Source organism: Haemophilus sp. UMB1048, from assembly GCF_030218125.1.
GTDB lineage: Bacteria > Pseudomonadota > Gammaproteobacteria > Enterobacterales > Pasteurellaceae > Haemophilus_D.
Genome location: NZ_JASOPB010000006.1, coordinates 24,395 through 38,688, shown reverse-complemented (window position 1 = coordinate 38,688; position 14,294 = coordinate 24,395). Strand labels below are relative to the sequence as shown.

The window sequence follows — 14,294 nt, the reverse complement described above, 5'->3', positions numbered from 1 at the left end:
TATATTATTGCGCAAGTAGCACACCCAACGCTGAATAGAGCGATTGAGCCGCTTCATTTGGTAATGCCTTGCCATCTTCATCAGTGATCACGACCGCACTTTGTTTACCCACCGCAGAAATTTGCATTTGGTAAACGCCTTTTTCTAGATTAGGCGGATTCACACCTAAACGTAACCACTCTTGTTTATCCAATGGTTTATATTTCAATTCACGATAACCACGGCCTGCAGATTCAGATGTTGCTTTAAAGCCTAATTTCGGTAGAGCCGAACCTAAACGTTGCCATGCTTGACCAAAGCTTGCATCCATACCCAATGCCATTCTGCCATTCGTATCAGTAATTAAACCAGATTGGAAAGGTCCTACAGAAGCACTACTTAAATCTTGTTGTTGCTTGTTATAAGCGCTAGTGAGCGCCGAAACAAAACGATTTAAACGATCAGATGCATAGCGCTGCTTATCAGCTTGATTTGGCGTATAAATCACACCATCACGACGCATTTGTTCTACAGAAACCGCTAACGCACTTGCATCTTGCGCCATAACTTGTTCAATTTTATAACGGATCTCTGTATTGGCTTTATCATCTGCACGACCCGTTGACGCCCAATCGCTAATTAATACCGCACCATTTAAAGTTGAATTCGTGCCTTCTTCTTTCAATAAACGCTCAATTTGTTTGAGATTATAAAGCTCTGCTTGTGCATCCGTATAAACAATCAATGCACGTTCACCATCAAATTGTGTCAAAGAATTTTTGATAATCGCTAATGGGGTTGAAGGCGGACGAATATCCACGCGTTCTTTTTTCGCATTAAGCTGAGGAAGTTCATAAGTCGGATCGGCTTGCGGCAATGTTACACCACCACTTGCTAAAGGAGAAAAGCTCGGTATTTCACGATCAGAATTTTGATAAGTGTCATTAGCCGTCTGCATTTTTTCTGCGCTGTTTGAACACGCCGATAATAATGCTGCCGCGACTAAACTCAGTACGATTTTTTTCATTCCTTAAATCCTTCAATAAAAATAATTAAAATAATGACCGCTCTTTGACAAATAAAAAAGCCGAAAGTTTAAAGGGCTGTAAAAACAACCCTTTAATTCATTAAATTAAGCTAGCAATTTTTAATGCTTCTTCTACTTTTACTTGCGCGCTTTCGCTTAACACAGTAAGTGGTAAACGTAAGTGTGGAGTCTTAATTAAACCTAAACGATATGCAGCCCATTTAACTGGAATTGGGTTTGATTCAATAAATAAATCTTGATGTAAAGGCATTAAACGTACATTAATTTCTTCCGCTTTCGCAAAATCGCCCGCTAAAGCATAGCGGCACATCGCGGCCATATCTTTTGCAGCAAGGTTATTTGTCACAGAAATAACACCCTCTGCGCCTAATTTCATCGCTTCTAACCCTGTGGCATCATCTCCACTTAATACAATGAAATCTTTACCGGCTAATTCTTTAATCGCTGTAATGCGAGTTAAATCGCCTGTTGCTTCTTTAATCCCTACAATATTCTCAATTTGAGATAAACGCGCCACGGTTTCAGGTTTCATATCACTACCAGTACGACCCGGTACGTTATAAAGAAGTTGTGGTAGGTCCGTGCATTCTGCAATCGCTTTAAAGTGTTGGAACATGCCTTCTTGAGTTGGCTTATTGTAGTAAGGCACAACAGATAAGCAACCCGCGACTCCGCTATCTCGTAGCAATTTTGTCATCACAATGGCTTCGCTCGTTGCATTCGCACCAGTGCCAGCAATAATTGGAATACGTCCTTTTGCTAACTCAACTGTCTTTTCAACCACCTTCACATTTTCTTCAATGCTTAATGTGGCAGATTCTCCCGTTGTACCCACAGATACAATTGAATCTGTACCTGCATTGATATGAAACTCGATAAGTTTTTCTAATGTTTCAAAATCAATGTTTCCGTGGTTATCCATCGGGGTTACTAAAGCAACAATACTGCCTGAAAATAAGGGGTTTTGCGTAGTCATAAGGCGCTCCATTTACATCTATTTTGCGTTTTAACAATAACATTTGAAAATATCTGGTTATAATCGCTAAAATAGCTTGAATTTACAAATCATTTTTTACATTTTTAAGGATTTTTTATGAAAACATTACAAGTGGGTGACTTAGCACCGCAATTCACCCTTTTAAATCAAGACAATCAGCCAATTTCACTTAGCGACTTTAAAGGCAAAAAAGTACTCGTGTATTTTTATCCAAAAGCCTTAACACCAGGCTGTACAACTCAAGCCTGCGGTTTGCGTGATGCTAAACGTGAGTTAGAAAAATTAGGTGTGATTATTTTAGGCATCAGCACAGATACACCAAAAAAATTGGCTCAATTTGTTGAGAAAAAGTCGCTCAATTTCACCTTACTTTCCGATGAAGATCACCAGGTTGCCGAGCAATTTGGTGTATGGGGCGAAAAGAAATTCATGGGCCGTGTTTATGATGGTATTCATCGCATTACCTTTCTCATTGATGAACAAGGCAAAATCCAGCACGTTTTTGATAAATTCAAAACAGGTGAACATCATCAAGTTGTCTTAGATTACCTACAATCCCGTTAAAATACCTCTCAAAACAACCGCACTTTTCTGATTTATCTCAAAGTGCGGTAAAAAAAATACTCATTTTTTTAATTTATATTTACGCTTAATTTTCCATTTGATAGAATCCACATCTAATTGAAATTCATTCTCAATTCAATTTGAGTTTTTTTATTACCCATACAAGGACTATCAAATGCTACAACTTTTTGAGTTTTTAGAACAATATAGCGATTACGTGATTATCGGAATTCTACTTCTGATGAGTGTGATCATGCTCACCGCCGTAATTGAACGTTTTCTCTTTTTAAAGAGTGTGAACGTAGCGAAATATTCCAATATTCACGCACTTGAAATTGATTTAAATCGTAATATGACCGTAATCTCCACTGTTGGTGCCAATGCGCCCTATGTTGGCTTACTCGGTACAGTAATTGGGATTTTATTAACTTTCTACCAAATTGGTCATGGCGATGGCGAAGTCGATGCTGGAGCCATTATGATGCACCTCTCTCTTGCATTAAAAGCAACTGCAATAGGTATTTTAGTCGCAATTCCTTCCATGATGTTCTATAGCGGTTTAGGTCGTAAAGTAGAAGTAAATCTCTTGAAATGGAAAGTATTAAACGCTCAAAAAGATAAGGAATAATCGTGAAAAAATTTGATGAAATCAACATTATTCCTTTCATCGACATTATGTTGGTGTTATTAGCGATAGTGTTGGTTACCGCATCCTTTATTTCCCAAGGGAAAATTAAGGTAAATGTTCCAAAAGCGAGCTCTACGGTCGCATTCAAATCAGATGAATTAACAAAATTATTAACGGTTACGGCTGATAAACAACTTTATTTTAACGATAAGCCCATTTCACAAGAAGCGCTTGAAAAAGAAATTATGAGTTGGAATAAAGACCAAAAAGTAACGTTAAAAATTGATGCTGATGCATCTTTCCAAGATTTCGTGACCATTACCGATATGTTATCGAAAAATGAAATCAAAAATGTCGCCATTGTTTCCATGAAAGATAAAGGCGCCCCAAGTAAAACGACTCAAGGAAATGAATCAAAAAATACGCCGGAAGTAGGCGGAGTTGCAAGCGGAGGCGTTGGAGTAGGACGTAGTCAATGAACAGCCAACAAACCAAACGATCATTATTAGGTTTGATTATTTCTTTATTGGTTCATGGTAGCATCCTTGGAGCGTTATTTTGGAACTGGCATACGCCACATGAAGCGGCAAGTAACGCTCCAGGTGAAATATCCACGACGATTTCAATGGAAATGATTCAAGGGATGAGAGTGGAAGAACCCGCTCCTGAGCCGGAACCCGAACCTCAACAGGCAGAACCGGAACCTGAAAAACAGGAAGTCGTCGCTGATCCAACGAAGAAACCAGAGCCTGAGAAGAAAAAAGAACCTGAGAAAAAGCCAGAAAAACCAATAGAAAAACCGAAACCAAAACCAAAAGAGAAGCCAAAAGAAAAACCTAAAAATGAGGTAAAAGAAGAGAAAGCGGTAGAAGTGCCGAAGAATTTACCGATTGGCGATAAGAATATTAATTCAACGGCTACGGCAAATTCTAAAGCGACAACTACTGGTCAACCTGGCACAAATGGTATTCAAGGTGGTTCTGGTGCCAATACAGATGAACATAATGCCTATCGTGCGGCTATTCGACGTGAAATTGAACGGCATAAGCGATATCCTGCTCGTGCTAAAATGATGCGTAAACAAGGTATTGTTAACGTCAGTTTTAGTGTTGGAGGAGATGGTTCTCTGTCTGGAGAGCGTGTCACTAAATCTTCTGGTGATGAAAGCTTAGATAATGCAGCACTTGAAGCTGTAAAAAGTGCGAGACCTGTCGGTCCAAAACCTGCTGGATTTGCATCTTCAGTAAGCGTACCAATTAGTTTCACCATTCAATAAATAAAAAGGCGAACATCATGTTCGCCTTTCTTTTTGCTAATTTTAATTAGCCCATACCGTATTTTTTCAATTTCTTACGCAATGTACCACGGTTGATACCGAGCATATTAGCTGCGCGAGTTTGGTTACCGCGGGTGTATTGCATAATCATATCTAACATCGGGTGTTCAACTTCCGCTAATACTAATTCGTAAAGATCATTCACATCTTGACCATCTAATTGTGATAAGTAATTGCGTAAAGCTTGTTTTACTGAATCACGTAATGGTTTGTTTGTTACTTGTGATTGAGAGTTTAAAACTGAAACGGTTAACGCTTCAGACGGACTACGTTGTTGTTCTAACATTTTTCTTTATCCAAAATTGAATTTAAAAAATCTTCCAGCACAATTAACTGCTCTTTCGGTTCATTAATTGCGTTAAAAGTCTGTCTAAAAACGGAATCGGGTTGAATTCCCTGTAAATACCAAGCCACATGTTTACGGGCTATTCGATAGCCTTTTTGCTCACCATAGAACTGATGGAGTTCCTGAATATGATGCAAAATATGACCGCACTTTTCACGCAAACTTGGTGTTTGAATTATCGAATCATGTTCCACTAAAGCCTCAACGGCTTGAAAAAGCCATGGATTGCCTAGTGCGGCACGACCGATCATTATTGCATCAGCACCTGTATACTCAAGTACCTTTTTCGCTTTCGAGGCAGAATCAATATCACCATTCGCAATGACTGGAATTGAAATTGATTGTTTCACTGCTCGAATATTGTCGTATTCCGCTTCACCTTCAAATAAGCATTCTTTCGTCCGCCCGTGAATGGTTAAAGCCTGAATACCAGATTGTTCTGCAATTTTGCCGATTTGCACACAGTTTCGATTTGCTTTATCCCAACCTGTGCGAATTTTTAACGTCACAGGCACATCAACGGCATTTACGACTTCTTTTAAAATTTTCTCCACTAAATCGGGAAATTGAAGCAGTGCAGAGCCCGCCAGCTTTCGATTTACTTTCTTTGCAGGACAGCCCATATTGATGTCGATAATTTCAGCGCCATAGGCTACATTAATTGCTGCAGCTTGGGCCATTTCTAAAGGATCAGAACCTGCGATTTGCACCGCATTTAATCCTAGCTCTTCACTATGTGCTAAACGAAGTTTCGATTTCTCTGTATGCCAAACTTGTGGATTAGTGGACATCATCTCTGAAAACGTTAATCCCGCGCCGTAATGGGCACATAAACGTCGAAAAGGTTGATCCGTGATACCTGCCATGGGCGCCAATAAAATACGATTTTTTAATTCATAAGAACCAATTCGCATTTTATGTTATCCCCAATTACAAGTCCTAATCTCTATCAAGTCAGGCAACAGCAGTCACCGACAAGGGGTGCTATATTACGCATTTTTCTTTTTTTTTGCAAAGGGAAATTTGTTCAAAAAATGCACTTTTTTTAATTGACAAAAAGAAATTAAGCCGATTTTAATTTACCTGTAATACGGCACCATTCCTCTTTCACCGCTACGGGATCTAAATTAAACGATTGCGCATACGCATCGCATACCGATTGTGCTTGAGTTTCTAAAATACCCGATAATCCAAGATCGCCCCCCTCTTTCACTAATTGAGAAATAATCGGGTAAAGTTCTTTTAATGGTCCCGCAAGAATATTCGCCACAACGACATCCGCTTTTAAATCTGCGGGTTTATCATCGGATAAGAAAAGTTGCAGACGATCCGCCACACCATTTTGTTCTGCATTATTACGACTGGCGAGAATCGCTTGTGGATCGATATCAATACCAATCGCATTTTTTGCCCCTAATTTAAGAGCAGCAATGGCAAGAATCCCAGAGCCACAGCCAAAATCGATCACTGTTTTGCCTGTTAAATCTAAACCATCTAACCACTCTAAACAAAGTGCAGTTGTTGGGTGTGTACCTGTCCCAAAAGCTAAACCAGGATCAAGCATCACATTAACTGCATTTTGATCTGGCACTTCACGCCAGCTTGGGCAAATCCATAAACGTTTGCCAAATTGCATTGGGTGGAAGTTATCCATCCATTCACGTTCCCAATCTTTATCCTCGATTTGCTCAATTTTGTAAGCGGTGTTTTCATCTAAATGATGTGCTTGTTTAAGCAGACTCACAATTTCATTCATATCGGTTTCTGCATCAAATAATGCAATCACATCCGTATTTCCCCACAAACGTGTTTCGCCTGGAAGTGGTTCAAAAATCGGTGTATCTTGGCTATCCATAAATGTGACCGAAACTGAGCCGATTTCTTCTAAAAAATCGCTAATTTTCTCAGCTTTTTCATTTGTACTATTTAAGCGAATTTGAATCCACGCCATCTTCTTTTCCTTTTAATTAATTTCTTTATGTAACCATCTGGGTAATAAACTTACGCCTAGGGCTGAAACCACAATAATGATAATCCCAAGCGCTGAAACAAGTGAAACCTCTTCGTTGAGTAATAATACTGCCAAAAAGACACCAAAAATCGGCTCAAGTGCGGTCAAAATTCCCGAGATTTTTGCATCCACCGAATTTAAGCCTTTATTCCACAACCAAAAGGCAAACCAACTACATACTACACCGAGATAAATCAAACCGAAGAAACCAAGCCAGTTAAAATGGATATCCCAGTTTTCCGTCAGCAATAAAGTAAATGGCAGCATGGTGATGCTTGCTAACACAATCGAAATGGATGTATAGGCTTGTGCTGAAACCGTTGCCACCACTTTTTTCGTCCAACGCAAGCAACAAGCAAACACAATACTTGCCGCCACCACTAAGGAGCAACCCAATAAACTAATTTCACTTGAGCCTTCATTTCCTTGCCCACCTAAAATTAAAATGGCTACGCCTAAAAAGGCAAAAGCCCCACACAACCAATGATACCATTTCGCACGATCTTGAAAGAAAAAATGCCCAATGAAAATCACACATAATGGTTCTAATCCAATCATGGTCGTTGCACTCGCCGCGCTTGTATATTTTAAACCAATGAATCCCAGCAAAAAGGTCGCGGTATAATTGAAAAAACCTAGCCACCAAAGCTGTTTTCGCATCGGTTTAGACACGCCTTTCCAACGACGAAAAAAGAGTGGCATCGCAATAATCGCCGCCATTAATAAACGGGCTTGGATCATCAAAATGGTGTCCATCATTGTAAAGGTGTATTTAGCGGCAACAAAGGAACTACTCCAAATAAACAATGCTAGGATCTGGTAAATCATAAAGTGCGGTCCATTTTTACTGTTTTTTTGCGCCGAATTGGTTACCCAAGATGAAAGCAATCAAGCCAAATACAAGTGCAGGTACAATGGCATTAAAACCAAATAGTTTGATACCAAATTGAGTCAGTAGCACATAACTACTTAATCCCACCACCATTGAGCTTATTGCACCTGCTGCATTTGCTTTATCCCAATAAATGCCTAATACAATCACCCAAAGGAATGCTGCTTCTAATCCACCGAAAGCAAATAGATTCAACCAAATAATCATATCAGGTGGATTCAGTGCGGCAAGAATTAACAACGCCGATAAAATTAGTGTAATGACTGATGAAATACGGCTAATTCGTTTTTCATTCTTCGCGGCTTCAGGTTTGCTTGCAAGATATAAGTCTTTCACAAAAATTGAGGAGGATTGAATGAGTTGCGCATCAACTGTGGACATAATCGCCGACATCGGTGCGGCTAAGAAAATCCCTGCAACAATAGGCGGAAGCACTTCCAACATTAAGGTTGGAATGACTTTATCTGACACCGTTAAATCTGGCACAACAGCACGACCTAAAGCGCCCGCTAAATGCATCCCTAACATAATAACTGAAAGGACAATCGTACCAATGAGCATGCCTCGATGTAAGGCTTTACTATCTTTGAAAGCCATGCAACGCACGGCTGTATGTGGTAAACCTACCACACCGAAACAGACTAAGATCCAAAATGATGCCATAAATTGAAAATCAAGCATCTCATTTGGGCCGTAAGGGCTTACTAAGCTCGGATCAATTTCAGTTAATTTATTGACCGCACTTTCCACGCCACCGAGATGGTAAATCACGCCCACTAATAGTACGATTGTGCCAAAAATCATTACGGTACCTTGAATCGTATCAGTTAATACGACGGCTCGGAAACCACCAATAAACGTATAAATGCCAACCGTTAAGGCAAAAATAAGTAAGGCGTGAGTATAAGGAATCCCTATCGTAGTTTCGAGCAATCTTGCGCCACCAATAAATTGCACAACCATAGCGGCAAAGAAGGCAAGCAACAATGCTAGACTGGAAATCCAAACGAGATATTTATTTTTATAACGATAGAGAAATAAATCATTGATAGTAAGCGCATTGGTCTCGCGAGAAAGTAATGCAAACTTTTTGCCCAATGCACCTAAGGCTAGCCAAACAGCCGGCACTTGGATCATGGCGAGTAATACCCAGCCTAGCCCATATTTATAAGCTGCCCCTGGTCCACCAACAAAAGAACTGGCGCTGGCATAAGTGGAAGCCGTTGTCATCGCAAGGACAAAGCCCGTCATGGAGCGATTTCCTACATAATATTCCGTAAGGAAATCACCTTTACTGCGTTTTACATAAGCAAATAATGCCGCGCCAAAGATGAAGACTAAATAGATAACTAATGGGAGAATAATACCTAAATTCATTATTTATTCTCCTTTGACTCAACATCTAGCGGGATATCTAGAAAGACAATTTTGACAATCCAATACCCAATGACTACAAACAAAATAGGTAAATAAATGCAGGATAATTCAAACCACAACGGAAAACCTATCGGTCCAGGCGAGTCTTTCGGTAAATAAGCACAAACACACCATCCAATTACATAAAAAATAGCTAACCCTAATGCCCAGCGCGCCTCCTTGGCGGCTTGTTTATATCGTTGTGAAAGTTCCATTCTGAGTTCCTGTTAAAAAATTTTATCTATTATAAATCTAAATTAGATATTTATTTCTATCTCAAGTATAAAAATAAAGCAAGCTCAAGGCTTGCTTTTAAATTGACAGAAAATTTCTAATTTTTTCTAGCACCAAAGACACCCATTGCATCTTTTCCTTTGTAAGTTCCTGCGACCTCTTCAGCATCTTTTCCATAGAACCCACCTTCGGTATGAACACCTTTCTCGCTTGTTCCACTAAATTGATTGCCTTGAATTTTGGCAGATAAGGAAACATCATCAAAATGTACATTAGGAGAAAGAGCTCCCCCTGCAATCCCATTTGATACAAGAACGTCCTTATAGCCTGTTTTGGCTAAAGAAATTGTGCCATTTAATGTTTTATCTGCGAAATTAGCCGTTAGTTTTACGAATGATAAGTTAGAATCTAAGTAATCAGCCCGCTTCTCTACATGCATACCATTTCCAGTATAATTTGCAGTACCTGATTGTGGCATTTCTGTTGTTGGATTTACACCAAATGCGACATAATAATCAGAACCTAAAGCAGGCTCCGTAAATTTTCCCCAACGAATATTTTTATAGTTTTTGCCACTAATAGAACGCAATTCAGGATAATCAGCCTGTAGCACTTCTTTCTCATTAGTTCCAATGACTGGACGTTCGTAATACCCTGATGGAATAATTTCAATTTCTTGACCTTCAACATTAACGAGATTAACGTTATTGTCATCATGTATTTGTCTTTCAATGACCGTCACTGTTTTATCTTCTTTATTAACCTCAAACCCCACTCGTTTAAGTACGATTTGTTCTTCATTTTTTGGTTGTTCCACTGGTTTTACTGTCTCAGCTGGTTTCACTGTCTCAGCTGGTTTCACTGTCTCAGCTGGTTTTACTGTCTCAGCTGGTTTTACTGTCTCAGCTGGTTTTACTGACTCAACTGATTTTACTGACTCAGCTGGTTTTACTGACTCAGCTGGTTTTACTGTCTCAGCTGGTTTTACTTGCTCAGTGGGTTTTACTTGCTCAGTGGGTTTTACTTGCTCAGTGGGTTTTACTTGCTCAGTGGGTTTTGCTTGATCAGCTGGTTGAGTATTGCTATCACCGCTACTTCCACAGGCGGCTAACGTTACAGTTGCCAAAATTGTTAAACTTAATTTAGAGAGATTAAATTTCATTGTTTTTCCTTAGGTAAAAATAAATAGGTGCACATTATAAAGGGATTTAAGATACCTTTTCAAAGAAAATATATTAATTATTAAAAAGATATAAAAATGGCTAACTTACGTTAGCCGTTTCATTTTAATCATACATCCCTAATTTCTTCTCTAAATAGTGGATATTCGCACCACCTTTTTGGAAGTTTTCATCTTCAAGAATGAGTTCATGAAGTGGGATATTTGTTTTGATACCGTCAATGATCGTCTCTGATAATGCATTTTGCATACGACAGATTGCAACATCACGAGTATCACCGTATGTGATTAATTTTGCGATCATAGAATCGTAGTGTGGTGGAACAGTATAACCAGCATATACATGAGAATCCCAACGAACACCTAAGCCACCTGGTGAGTGTAAGTGTGCCACTTTACCTGGAGATGGTAAGAATGTTTTTGGATCTTCTGCATTGATACGACATTCAATCGCATGACCTTTCACTTTAATATCTTCTTGTTTGTAAGAAAGTGGTAAGCCAGCCGCAATACGCAATTGTTCTTTCACTAAATCTACACCGGTGATCATTTCTGTTACTGGGTGTTCTACTTGAATACGAGTATTCATTTCGATGAAATAGAACTCACCATTTTCATATAAAAATTCAAATGTACCTGCACCGCGATAGCCAATTTCAACACAAGCCTTCGCACAGCGAGAACCAATATCACGACGAACTTCTTCGGTAATACCTGGTGCGGGTGCTTCTTCTACGACTTTTTGGTGACGACGTTGCATAGAACAATCACGCTCTGCAAGGTAGATTGCGTTACCGTGTGTATCCGCTAAAACTTGGATTTCAATATGGCGTGGATTTTCTAAATATTTTTCCATGTAAACCATATCATTGTTAAACGCTGCTTTTGCTTCAGCTTTGGTCATCGCAATGGATTCTTCAAGTGCATCTTCGCTACGAACGACACGCATACCACGACCGCCGCCGCCGCCAGATGCTTTGATAATAATTGGATAACCAATACGTTTTGCAATTTCTTTATTTTTCGCAATATCGCTGCCTACAGGACCATCTGAACCTGGAACACAAGGTACGCCCGCTTTTTTCATTGCTTTAATCGCAGAAACTTTATCCCCCATCAAACGAATGACGTCTGCTGTTGGACCAATAAAAATAAAACCAGAACGCTCAACTTGCTCTGCAAAATCTGCATTTTCAGAAAGGAAACCATAACCAGGGTGAATAGCATCCGCACCAGTTACTTCTGCCGCTGCAATAATAGCAGGAATATTTAAATAACTTTTTACAGATGGCGCAGGTCCAATACAGACTGTTTCATCTGCAAGTAACACGTGTTTTAAATCACGATCAGCGGTAGAGTGAACCGCCACAGTTTTAATGCCTAATTCTTTACAGGCACGTAAAATACGCAGTGCAATTTCACCACGGTTAGCAATCACAACTTTTTCTAACATAACAATTTCCACTTGTGTGAAAAAATGGCGAGAAAGCTCGCCATTTCAGATTGATAGGGATTATTCGATAACGATCAATGGTTGATCAAATTCAACCGCTTCGCCATCATTTACTAAGATTGCTTTTACCACACCAGCTTTATCTGCTTCGATACGGTTCATCATTTTCATTGCTTCAACGATACAAAGTGCATCGCCTACTTTGACAGTTTGCCCCACTTCCACAAAAGCTTTCGCTTCTGGGCTTGGGCTACGGTAGAATGTCCCTACCATTGGTGAACGCACTTGGTGGCCAGAAATTTCAGCCGCTGGCGCTTCAGCAGGTGCTGCTGCCGCTGGAGCCACTGCAGGAGCCGCAACGGGTGCGACAGGCGCCGCTGCATATTGAATTGCAGCAGGTGCAACCGCTGGTGCCGCACGACTAATACGTACTGTACCTTCTTCTTCTTGCACTTCTAATTCAGTGATACCCGATTCTTCTACTAATTCAATCAGTTTTTTGATTTTACGAATGTCCATACGCTCTTCCTAAAAATATTAATGAATTTTCAACCGCACTTTCAAAATTCACTCCAAAGTGCGGTCATTTTGAAACCTGTTTTTTGTGTCGGCAAGATTACCGCAAAATCACGTACTTTGCGATAAATTTCTGCGAAAATCTGTAAATTTTGTGAAATTTTATGCTTTTTTATTTAAAAAATCTAACGCGAATTGGAGAGCAAACTCATAGCCTTTCGCACCTAAGCCACAAATCACCCCTTCAGCCACATCACTAAAGTAAGAATGGTGACGGAATGGCTCGCGCTTATGTACATTAGACAAATGGATTTCAACAAAAGGAATTGACACAGCAAGCAACGCATCACGCAATGCAACACTGGTATGCGTATAAGCTGCTGGGTTAATTAAAATAAAATCCACTTTTTGAAAACTTTGATGAATCTTATCGATTAACTTTTCTTCGCTATTTGCTTGAAAGCACGCCAAATTCACATCATGCTGTGCCGCGAGTTTTGCCACATTTTCTTCAATGGCAGATAACGAAAGCGAACCATAATGTTTCGGCTCTCTTGCGCCCAACATATTTAAGTTCGGGCCATTTAACAGCAAAATATTGAATTTTTTTGACATTTTCACATCCTTTAACTTGTGCGAATTATAGCGATTTTTTGTGTAATGGTGGTCGTATCTCTAGACGATTTTGGTAATAAATTCTGAATTTAAATCAATTAGCGGTAAATCTGAGCCTGGCCACGCACGTAATACTTGATGTTGCATCAAATTTAACGTATCTAATCCTGGGGTCACATTGGGTGTATATTGTGCCGCAATACGAGCAAGTTGCGTCAATCCTAGACTACTTTCAATGCTCGAGCTAATTACTGCTTTTATGCCTAAACTATGTGCTTGTGCGATCAGTTTTTGACAATCTTGTAGCGAACCAACCAGTGTTGGTTTAATCACAATAGCACTTAAGTGCGGTTCCTTTTCTACAAGAAAATCTGGCTCACGTACACTTTCATCCCAAGCAATATCAATGCCTGTTTGAGCTGCAAACTGGCGGCTCTCTTCACGGGTTTTACAAGGTTCTTCCAGAAATTGAATGCGAGAACGATGTTGCGGTTTTACTTTCTCCGCAAATTTTAAGGCTTTTTCTAATGTCCATTGACGATTCGCATCTAGACGTAATTGCAAATCAGGAATGGCTTCAAGAAACATATCCGTAATCAAGCCATCACGATTCGCTTCATACATGCCGACTTTGATTTTAGCGACTTTGTCACCTGGCATTTGATTAAGTTCTGCATATAACTCATCAGGATCACCATAGCACAAAGGGGCGGTATGATAGTTACCTTCCTCATTTAAATAACGTTTCATCTCATCCATCGCCGTGCTAATACCGAAGGCAACAGAAGGATAACAACCCTCAAGTGGAACTCTTGGTGCTTCGCAGCTTGCATGACACCAATTTGTCAGCCATTCAATGGCTTGCTCTTGCGCTTGTTCGATGGTTTCTTCATTAAACCCAGGCAAAGGTGCAATCTCTCCCCATCCATCACGGCTGCAAGCTACACGCACAATCAAGCCTTCACGACGTTTTAAAAAACGTCCACGTAAAATTAATTGGCTATCGACGGGAATAGAATAACGATAAAGATTAAATGATTTGGTTTCCATCTTATTCTCCTTGATGACAAAAGTGCGGT

Annotated in this window: 17 protein-coding genes; 4 read left to right on the top strand and 13 right to left on the bottom strand. The window is 39.8% G+C overall.

All coding sequences use genetic code 11. The features are described from left to right. Positions 1-4 precede the first annotated feature (4 nt). The gene (gene bamC / locus QP437_RS06595; RefSeq protein ID WP_285267357.1) at positions 5-1,006 is read right to left on the bottom strand and encodes an outer membrane protein assembly factor BamC; all 1,002 of its coding nucleotides are present in this window, start codon (positions 1,004-1,006) and stop codon (positions 5-7) included. Between the two features lie 100 nt (positions 1,007-1,106). Beyond that, on the bottom strand, positions 1,107-2,003 hold the full coding sequence (gene dapA, locus QP437_RS06590) for a 4-hydroxy-tetrahydrodipicolinate synthase (RefSeq protein ID WP_285267356.1): 897 nt from the start codon (positions 2,001-2,003) through the stop codon (positions 1,107-1,109). A 117-nt stretch (positions 2,004-2,120) separates the two neighbouring features. Between dapA and bcp the strand changes: the two genes are divergently transcribed. From bcp to QP437_RS06570, 4 genes are all read left to right on the top strand, one after another. After that, the gene (gene bcp, locus QP437_RS06585; RefSeq protein ID WP_285267355.1) at positions 2,121-2,588 is read left to right on the top strand and encodes a thioredoxin-dependent thiol peroxidase; all 468 of its coding nucleotides are present in this window, start codon (positions 2,121-2,123) and stop codon (positions 2,586-2,588) included. A 175-nt stretch (positions 2,589-2,763) separates the two neighbouring features. After that, positions 2,764-3,216 (top strand): TonB-system energizer ExbB, encoded by a 453-nt coding sequence (exbB, locus tag QP437_RS06580; RefSeq protein WP_285267354.1) that lies wholly within the window; start codon positions 2,764-2,766, stop codon positions 3,214-3,216. Positions 3,217-3,218: 2 nt separating this feature from the next. Beyond that, positions 3,219-3,695 (top strand): TonB system transport protein ExbD, encoded by a 477-nt coding sequence (gene exbD, locus QP437_RS06575; protein WP_014064738.1) that lies wholly within the window; start codon positions 3,219-3,221, stop codon positions 3,693-3,695. Beyond that, positions 3,692-4,492 (top strand): energy transducer TonB, encoded by an 801-nt coding sequence (locus QP437_RS06570; RefSeq protein WP_285267353.1) that lies wholly within the window; start codon positions 3,692-3,694, stop codon positions 4,490-4,492. The genes exbD and QP437_RS06570 overlap by 4 nt, the downstream gene beginning before the upstream one ends. 46 nt (positions 4,493-4,538) lie before the next feature. On the opposite strand, the gene fis is transcribed toward QP437_RS06570, so the two are convergent. The 11 genes from fis to menC form a co-directional block, all read right to left on the bottom strand. Continuing rightward, on the bottom strand, positions 4,539-4,838 hold the full coding sequence (fis, locus tag QP437_RS06565) for a DNA-binding transcriptional regulator Fis (RefSeq protein WP_005696908.1): 300 nt from the start codon (positions 4,836-4,838) through the stop codon (positions 4,539-4,541). Further along, complete coding sequence (dusB, locus tag QP437_RS06560; protein ID WP_285267352.1) at positions 4,832-5,812, bottom strand: tRNA dihydrouridine synthase DusB; 981 nt, start codon at positions 5,810-5,812, stop codon at positions 4,832-4,834. The genes fis and dusB overlap by 7 nt, the downstream gene beginning before the upstream one ends. Before the next feature lie 149 nt (positions 5,813-5,961). After that, entirely contained in the window at positions 5,962-6,849 is an 888-nt protein-coding gene (gene prmA, locus QP437_RS06555) for a 50S ribosomal protein L11 methyltransferase (RefSeq protein ID WP_075916892.1), read from the bottom strand. 12 nt (positions 6,850-6,861) lie between these two features. Beyond that, complete coding sequence (locus QP437_RS06550; protein ID WP_285267351.1) at positions 6,862-7,737, bottom strand: DMT family transporter; 876 nt, start codon at positions 7,735-7,737, stop codon at positions 6,862-6,864. Positions 7,738-7,753: 16 nt separating this feature from the next. Then, the gene (gene panF / locus QP437_RS06545) at positions 7,754-9,178 is read right to left on the bottom strand and encodes a sodium/pantothenate symporter (protein ID WP_115911466.1); all 1,425 of its coding nucleotides are present in this window, start codon (positions 9,176-9,178) and stop codon (positions 7,754-7,756) included. Further along, positions 9,178-9,432, bottom strand: coding sequence for a YhdT family protein (locus QP437_RS06540; protein WP_014064732.1), 255 nt, complete (start codon positions 9,430-9,432; stop codon positions 9,178-9,180). The genes panF and QP437_RS06540 overlap by 1 nt, the downstream gene beginning before the upstream one ends. 116 nt (positions 9,433-9,548) lie before the next feature. Beyond that, entirely contained in the window at positions 9,549-10,613 is a 1,065-nt protein-coding gene (locus QP437_RS06535) for a transferrin-binding protein-like solute binding protein (protein WP_285267350.1), read from the bottom strand. A 124-nt stretch (positions 10,614-10,737) separates the two neighbouring features. Then, positions 10,738-12,084: an acetyl-CoA carboxylase biotin carboxylase subunit gene (gene accC, locus QP437_RS06530; RefSeq protein WP_285267349.1), complete on the bottom strand. Its 1,347-nt coding sequence runs from the start codon at positions 12,082-12,084 to the stop codon at positions 10,738-10,740. A gap of 60 nt (positions 12,085-12,144) precedes the next feature. Then, on the bottom strand, positions 12,145-12,603 hold the full coding sequence (accB, locus tag QP437_RS06525; RefSeq protein WP_054419058.1) for an acetyl-CoA carboxylase biotin carboxyl carrier protein: 459 nt from the start codon (positions 12,601-12,603) through the stop codon (positions 12,145-12,147). Between the two features lie 159 nt (positions 12,604-12,762). Further along, positions 12,763-13,215 carry a type II 3-dehydroquinate dehydratase gene (aroQ, locus tag QP437_RS06520; protein WP_054419056.1) on the bottom strand — a complete coding sequence of 151 codons (453 nt, stop codon included), beginning with the start codon at positions 13,213-13,215 and terminating at the stop codon, positions 12,763-12,765. 60 nt (positions 13,216-13,275) lie between these two features. Then, a complete protein-coding gene (gene menC / locus QP437_RS06515) occupies positions 13,276-14,265 on the bottom strand; it encodes an o-succinylbenzoate synthase (protein WP_285267348.1) in 990 nt (329 codons plus the stop codon). Between the last annotated feature and the right edge of the window lie 29 nt (positions 14,266-14,294).

Excerpts from the sequence above, each read along its gene's own strand:
- bamC (WP_285267357.1), bottom strand. The coding sequence starts at position 1,006 with ATGAAAAAAATCGTACTGAGTTTAGTCGCGGCAGCATTATTATCGGCG.
- dapA (WP_285267356.1), bottom strand. The coding sequence starts at position 2,003 with ATGACTACGCAAAACCCCTTATTTTCAGGCAGTATTGTTGCTTTAGTA.
- bcp (WP_285267355.1), top strand. The coding sequence starts at position 2,121 with ATGAAAACATTACAAGTGGGTGACTTAGCACCGCAATTCACCCTTTTA.
- exbB (WP_285267354.1), top strand. The coding sequence starts at position 2,764 with ATGCTACAACTTTTTGAGTTTTTAGAACAATATAGCGATTACGTGATT.
- QP437_RS06570 (WP_285267353.1), top strand. The coding sequence starts at position 3,692 with ATGAACAGCCAACAAACCAAACGATCATTATTAGGTTTGATTATTTCT.
- fis (WP_005696908.1), bottom strand. The coding sequence starts at position 4,838 with ATGTTAGAACAACAACGTAGTCCGTCTGAAGCGTTAACCGTTTCAGTT.
- dusB (WP_285267352.1), bottom strand. The coding sequence starts at position 5,812 with ATGCGAATTGGTTCTTATGAATTAAAAAATCGTATTTTATTGGCGCCC.
- prmA (WP_075916892.1), bottom strand. The coding sequence starts at position 6,849 with ATGGCGTGGATTCAAATTCGCTTAAATAGTACAAATGAAAAAGCTGAG.
- QP437_RS06550 (WP_285267351.1), bottom strand. The coding sequence starts at position 7,737 with ATGATTTACCAGATCCTAGCATTGTTTATTTGGAGTAGTTCCTTTGTT.
- panF (WP_115911466.1), bottom strand. The coding sequence starts at position 9,178 with ATGAATTTAGGTATTATTCTCCCATTAGTTATCTATTTAGTCTTCATC.
- QP437_RS06540 (WP_014064732.1), bottom strand. The coding sequence starts at position 9,432 with ATGGAACTTTCACAACGATATAAACAAGCCGCCAAGGAGGCGCGCTGG.
- QP437_RS06535 (WP_285267350.1), bottom strand. The coding sequence starts at position 10,613 with ATGAAATTTAATCTCTCTAAATTAAGTTTAACAATTTTGGCAACTGTA.
- accC (WP_285267349.1), bottom strand. The coding sequence starts at position 12,084 with ATGTTAGAAAAAGTTGTGATTGCTAACCGTGGTGAAATTGCACTGCGT.
- accB (WP_054419058.1), bottom strand. The coding sequence starts at position 12,603 with ATGGACATTCGTAAAATCAAAAAACTGATTGAATTAGTAGAAGAATCG.
- aroQ (WP_054419056.1), bottom strand. The coding sequence starts at position 13,215 with ATGTCAAAAAAATTCAATATTTTGCTGTTAAATGGCCCGAACTTAAAT.
- menC (WP_285267348.1), bottom strand. The coding sequence starts at position 14,265 with ATGGAAACCAAATCATTTAATCTTTATCGTTATTCTATTCCCGTCGAT.